At 49.0% G+C, this 6,239-nt stretch carries 5 protein-coding genes; all 5 read right to left on the reverse strand.

What is annotated here, in order from left to right; translation table 11 throughout:
- A partial coding sequence (locus WBV27_RS13210; protein ID WP_424202582.1) for a hypothetical protein occupies positions 1-488 on the reverse strand: 488 nt, incomplete at its 3' end.
- Positions 489-727: 239 nt separating this feature from the next.
- Positions 728-3,193 carry a GW dipeptide domain-containing protein gene (locus tag WBV27_RS13215; protein WP_424202583.1) on the reverse strand — a complete coding sequence of 822 codons (2,466 nt, stop codon included), beginning with the start codon at positions 3,191-3,193 and terminating at the stop codon, positions 728-730.
- 186 nt (positions 3,194-3,379) lie between these two features.
- Positions 3,380-4,432 (reverse strand): EpsG family protein, encoded by a 1,053-nt coding sequence (locus WBV27_RS13220; protein WP_424202584.1) that lies wholly within the window; start codon positions 4,430-4,432, stop codon positions 3,380-3,382.
- Between the two features lie 17 nt (positions 4,433-4,449).
- A complete protein-coding gene (locus WBV27_RS13225) occupies positions 4,450-5,520 on the reverse strand; it encodes a hypothetical protein (RefSeq protein ID WP_424202585.1) in 1,071 nt (356 codons plus the stop codon).
- Positions 5,517-6,239, reverse strand: a 723-nt coding sequence (locus WBV27_RS13230) for a glycosyltransferase (protein ID WP_424202586.1), incomplete at its 5' end; no start/stop codon positions are given. The genes WBV27_RS13225 and WBV27_RS13230, both read right to left, overlap by 4 nt.

Consider the following 6,239-nt stretch of genomic DNA (forward strand, 5'->3'; position numbering starts at 1 on the left):
GCTTCAGCCACAGGCACCTGCCATTCCGATTCAGTCAGAAGGAATGTTTGGGTAGCATCCTTATAGACTTTCACCTGCAAAACCGTTGTCCCTTCCGGAGCACTCGCCATCGCAATCGTAAAAATTCCGGCTTCATCGGCAGTTTGCTCGCCAACTTTGCTCTCTCCTGCACAAACAACCACGTACGCATTCGGTTGGGTTGTACCAGTCAATTTATCTGCACCATAGACGCCTGCGTTCAAAATGGTGCGGACCGGAATAAGCGAGGGTTGCTCTTCTACAACAACCGGTTCCCCATCCGTTAATGAGGCTGTCGATGGTGCTTGAACCTCAACGGATTGCAAAGGAAGCACCGGATTTATTGTTTCAATTGGCGCTGTGGCATCAACTTCTTCGGCGAAGGCGACTTTGTGTCCGACAAGCAAGCTTGCAGCCATGCTTGATAAAGCGATATACGTTCGCATGTATTTTTTTTGCCCGATCTTCATTTTACCCCTCCATATCTATCGACGGATTTCTTAAGATTACCTTAAATTAGATATATATATTATATCACTTTGCGACGGAAACTAACCATTATTTTTAAAAGCGCTCTCAGGATTGAGCGTTTTTTAGGCTGTGCTCCGGTGAACGACGGCTTCGCCGGAGTTGGCTCTGCATTTCGCAAAAAAAAACGGAAGGTATCATCCATGATGGATGATACCTTCCGGCTTCCAAACCAGTAACCCTATTCGAAATACGCCACGATACCAACAGTGATGGCTTTCGCCAAAGTTGTCTGGTAGCTAGTCGTAGTCAGTTTTGCCAATTCGGTCGGCGAGCTCATGTAACCCAATTCGAGCAAGACGGCAGGAATAGCCGTTTCGCGCAGAACAGCGAAGGTGTTCCGACGTACACCGCGATCAAGTGCACCCGTATTTTCCACCAAAGAATCCTGGATCGCTGAAGCCAATTGGGCGCTTTCCAGAATGCGTGTCGGATCATTGTGCATTTCTTCGTTGATGATCGGTGGATAGTCGGAGTCGTATTGATAATAATACGTCTCTATTCCTGTGACAGTCGCATTCGAAGGCATCGCATTGTGATGTATGCTGACGAAAATATCCGCTCCCGATGCATTCGCTTCTTCTGAGCGCTCCAACAAACCAACATAGGTATCCGTTGTGCGCGACATGATGACCGTGAATCCCAAAGCTTCCAGATTCGCTTTCACCTTATTTGAGACAGCCAGGTTGATCGTCTTTTCCATCACGCTGCTGTATGACGCGCCGGCTTCCCAGCCGCCATGCCCCGGGTCAAGGAACACAGTGTGTGTCAAATCTGCAACCGTCAAGGCATCCTTCGCAATCCATCCCAATACTTTTCCGTTCAGGGAAACCAATGCCCAACGGACACCATCCGCGGTCAATTTCTCTTGGCTGACCGTTACACCGGAACCAAGATAACTTGAAGTGTAGCCTACTGTCTGGTAGCCTTCCACCCCCCACGGCAAAGAGTTGATGCCGTCCGTACCGCGTGTGATTGTCGCTTTATAGTAAGTGTCGGTCGTTGTGACAACCTTATTGAAGAGCGCATCCTTCGCAATCCAACCGAGTTCCTTTCCGTTGATGGAAATCAAAGCCCAAGTCACGCCATTATCCGTTACTTGCTCTTTTGATACAGTGACTTTTTGTCCCAGATAAGTATAGCTGTATCCAATTGTTTTGAAGCCTTTCATTCCCCATGGCAAGGTGTTGATGCCATCCGTTCCTCGCAAAACAGTCGCTTGATACGACACGGTCTTCGAAGAGACAACTTGGACATAAGTAGGTTCCGTCAAAGCCGCTTTCGCGATCCAACCAAACTGGCTGCCGTCAATGGAGATCAAAGCCCAGGTCACACCATTGTCCGCCACTTTTTCTTGAACGACGGTCACTTGTTTGCCGAGATAATCGGAGCTAGAGCCGATGGTTTGATACCCTCTCGTTCCCCACGGCTGCGTGTTGATGCCATCCCCACTGCGCGTGACTGTAGCCGGATAATCCACGCCGGTCGTCGACAAGATTTCCACATAGTCAACCTTCTTCAGAGCATCCTTGGCTATCCAACCCAATTGGTTGCCGTCCAAGGTGATTAATGCCCAAGTCACACCGTTGTCAGCTAATTTTTCCTGCGTGACAAGCACTTCTTTGTTCAAATAGACTGTGCTGTTGGCTAGCGTTTGATAACCTCTTGTACCCCAAGGCTGCGAATTGATGGCATCATTTCCGCGGACGACAACAGCGTCATAATCGACGGTCGTAGTCGACAAGATCTGCACATAATTTGGTTCGGTCAAAGCATCCTTTGCGATCCAGCCCAATTGTTTGCCATCAACTGTGATCAAAGCCCACGTTACGCCGTTTTCAAGCACCTTCTCTTGCGTCACCGTGACAGTCTTGCCTAGGTATGCAGAGCTGAGAGCCACTGTCTTGAAGCCGCGCATTCCCCATGGAACTGTATTGATTGCATCCGTACCGCGCGTGATTGTGGCGGTGTACTGGATATCGGTCGTCTCCAGCACTTCCAAATATTCAGGTTCGGTCAAAGCATCCTTTGCGATCCAGCCGAGTTGTGTTCCGTTCAATGAAATCAAAGCCCAAGTGACACCATTTTCGATCGTTTTTTCCTGGGTTACCGTGACGTTTTTGCCTAAGTATTCAGAGCTATACGTCAATGTTTTAAACCCGCTCGTTCCCCACGGCGCTGCGTTGATGGCATCCGTGTTACGTGTAACCGTAGCCGTGTATTCGATGTCGACCGTAGTCAGCACCTCGAGATAATCCGGTTCAACCGGTTCAGACAGGGCTGTCTTTGCGATCCAACCGATAGCCGTGTCATTGATTGTGATATACGCCCAAGTTACGCCATTATCAGCCAATTTTTCTTGCGTGACATCCACCGTCTTGCCTGTGTAGTCGGCGCTCCAGGCAATCGTTGCAAATCCCGGTGTACCCCAAGGCTGCGTATTGATCGCATCCGTTGCTGAAAGTACGCGTGCCTGATAATTCACTTCTGTGGTCGACAGGATCTGTACGATGGTTTGTGTCGAAACGGCGCTTGTCCCGCTCTCTTCTTCCGCAGATACCGAAGGCATACTTGCCGTACCTAAAGTCACTAGGACCGCACTTGCCAGCGTAATTCTGCGCCAATATCCTCTATTTCCATGAAACATCCTCTTAAATTCCTCCTCCAGACAATCAGTGCATCAAAACACCATTGATTTTTGAATGCATTTTCATCTTACCATTTTTCAACCTGAATCGCACCCGCATTTTTCGGGCTGCCCAAATTTTCAGTCTACAAAAAAACTCTGGCCTATCTGTAAAATCTACAGATTGGCCAGAGGCTGGTGTGTATCCTATTTCAAAAGCGTACCGTACGGGATAAAGTAGGCATAATCCCCTGACAGGATGAAGATCAGCAGGAAGATAATGACCGTGAATCCCAGGCAGAAAATCAGATTGACCATTTTATTCTTCGTAAAGTTCAGGATGAAATACGGCGCCACGAACATCTCATAGGTCGCGAAAGGCGAACTCAGGCGCCCCCCTACCGTCGCCAGATTCCCGAAAGCGATCAGGATCAATGATGCCAGAAAATAGAGATTATGGTAAGTCCGGTACTTTTCATCCTTGCGGACATTCGTGAACAGCAATGTCCCGAAGAAAATCAACAATTGCATCAACAGAACCGGATTCAGTAGCCATTGTCCGCCGGTATAGGCCGGATTCGTGAAATAAGGCGCGTAGCGATCCGGGACCGCCCACATGTAGAGCTGCGGCATCTGCACAACGATACCCGCAGCTACGGCCAAACCGAACAGTACCATCACCTGCAGCCGGCTGCCGTCATACAGATAATTCTCGTAGATGTAGCCGACGATGAAGATGAGCGCGGTGATGTGGAAAAGCGATGCGATCCCAACCACGAAAAGAAAACGGAACAGCTGTTTCTGCTTCATGTATTTCACCGAATAGAGCAGGATGATGCTGGCAATCGAACCGCGGATCTGCCCCATGTCCCTCGCCAAGAAGAAGCGTGAGAAATAATAGAACAGGATCAGGGATGGGTATGGGACATTTTTGTAAAGATAATTGACCAACAGCCCCATGCTCAGAAACGCGAAGAAGAGAATGAACGCGTAGTAATTCAAGCCGAGCTTAAGGAAAAGATAGTTCAATAACAGGTAACCCGGTTCGGCATCGATGCTTCCGTTGAAGACATCCGACAAGCCTGTCAAATCATAGAAAAAGTAATAATAAGAAACGAAATCGTATCCCGAGTAATAGCGCAACCCGGCCAGGACAGCCAAGAGGCCGCCACCGATCAGGACGATTTTTTTGTTGTCGTAGAACACTTCAGCAATGCTGAGCAGCAGCAAGGTGATGAAGGTAAAGACATAGAGTGCCATCCGTTATTCCTCCAATGCTAGATTAGGATGATTTTGATTGGAGTCGCGTAATTTTCCAATAGCGTGCGTTGCTTCTTGTACCAGCCCTTCGTCGTGCCGTTCTTGCGGGAAACGAGGATGACTTCATCGAAATGCAAAAGCGGATCTGCCGAGAGGACGGATTGCGCGAATACGTATGGCGCGCCTTCCAGTTGCTCAAGGCGTTTTTGTACAGTCGTCGATAAAGGTTCCTCGGAAAGGATCAGTTTGCGGGCTGCCGCCGGATGCTGGATGCCATGCGCCAAAGCCGTTTCCTGTTCCGCAGCATTCGAATGTGAAAGGTCCAGCACGGTATCGTCATCGCTCATGCGATAGTTGAATATATCCGTAATCTCTTTTTTGAAGAAAAGACGGAAGAATCCCAACAACATGCCCAACAACAAGCCGCCGATGAACAGGCCGGTGCCCATGACGAGATAAAGCAACAAGCTAGTGCTTCCTGTTTCATCCGTCTGCTCTGGACCTTTCTCCAGTTGGACAACATGCGGTTCTGACAAAAGGTAAATGCTCTTATTTTCAAAGAACGGGATCGTTCCTTCTTGCATTGCTTCATAGAGCACTGTTGCGATGGCTTCATTCTTTGCTTCATCCCCGGTTCCGACCGTGATATGCAGCTCACTCGTATCATAATCCGTATCGACATCGATCATGTAGTTCGCAGGAATGTTGCCTTCCTCCATCGCTTCGATTTCATCGGTTGCAGCGATAGGCTCGACTGAATTGATAGCCTCGTAGACCTGCGGAGACAACAGCACCGCTTCCAACAGATTAAAGTTCGTGAAAGCATAACCTTCCGTATTTTCGACATAGAAATCGAAACGGACGGCATCCGTTAGCAAAGCTGTATATTCAACGTCGGTGATCAGCTGCAACTCCAAGCCGGTAGCCGGATCGATTTCCTTGATTTCTTCGACTTTATCATCGCTGAACAGTGTGTAGGCGATCGCCAATGCGTACAGTATGACCAACGCTAAAGCAGTCCCGATGATTGTTTTTTTGTTGTCATGTAGAAATTCTTTTGTTTCCTTCATTGTAGGTAAGTTTTTCATGCTGTACCCTCCGTCGCATCGTAGATTTTTTCCAGCGCTTTTGCGGTCTTCAGCATATCAAAAGCTTCCATTTCCGGTTTCGGACGATTGCCTTTCGGGTCGCCCATGACTTCAGCTTCCCAGCGGTCCAAGTCCGCATTCAGCGGCACAAAACGGACATTTTCGGATAACACCGTGTCCTCTGACACTTCCGTCGACAGCACCAATTTGACGTTGGCTGCCTGCGCTTCCACCGCCACAATCGGCAAGCCTTCATACAACGAAGGCAACAGGAAGACATCCATCGCTTTCAGCAATTCGGCGATATCTTCGCGTTCGCCCAAGAAGAGCACATGGTCGGATACGCCCAGATCCTTGGCCAAGCCATGGATCTCTGCTTCGAGACTACCGGCCCCGACCGACAACAGATAGGTGTTCGGGTGTTTTTGCAGGATATGTTTGAAAATCTTCAGCAACAGCCGGTGATTTTTTTGTTCCTCGAAGCGGCCGATGTGACCGATCACGAACGCGTCAGCCGGAATGCCCAACTGCGCATGCATTTCTGCCTTCGTCACCGGCACGTTGCGGTAACGGTCGAGGTCGATGCCGTTCGGAAGCATAACGAAAGGTTGTTCCTTGCCGAAGAGGCCGATGCCGGCTTCATCCGAGCAACCAATGAAATCAGTTGCATGTTTCATCATCAGATTGTTGAAAATCGGACGGACGAAGCTGTACGGGAA

Source organism: Trichococcus sp. (assembly GCF_049589555.1).
Classification (GTDB): domain Bacteria; phylum Bacillota; class Bacilli; order Lactobacillales; family Aerococcaceae; genus Trichococcus.